Source organism: Micromonospora sp. HK10 (genome assembly GCF_000982955.1).
In the GTDB taxonomy this organism is placed as follows: Bacteria; Actinomycetota; Actinomycetes; order Mycobacteriales; family Micromonosporaceae; genus Micromonospora.
The window spans coordinates 1-241 of sequence record NZ_KQ058898.1; the positions used below are offsets into that span (position 1 = coordinate 1).

At 73.4% G+C, this 241-nt stretch carries 1 protein-coding gene; it reads right to left on the minus strand.

Translation table 11 applies throughout. The features are described from left to right. Positions 1–137 (minus strand): DUF2510 domain-containing protein (locus LQ51_RS32500; RefSeq protein WP_156313281.1); only part of this gene is annotated, 137 nt, incomplete at its 3' end. Positions 138–241 lie beyond the last annotated feature (104 nt).

The following is a 241-nucleotide window of genomic DNA, read 5'->3' on the forward strand; positions in this document are numbered from 1 at the left end:
GCCGGCTCCGGCGGCGGCGGGCCCTCGGGCGGGGTGGCGTCGACCGGGATGGGCGCGCCGAGCCAGCCCTCACCATCCCAGTACCGGCGGGTCTCCGGGTCGGCGGGGTCGACGTACCAGCCAGGTTCCACACTCACGGTGCCACCTTAACGACGACCGTGCCGGCGGCCTTGTCGTGCAGGCACTGCTGCCAGGGCTTGTCCCAGAGCTGCCAGAGCCCGTCGACGTAGCTGGCGAACGG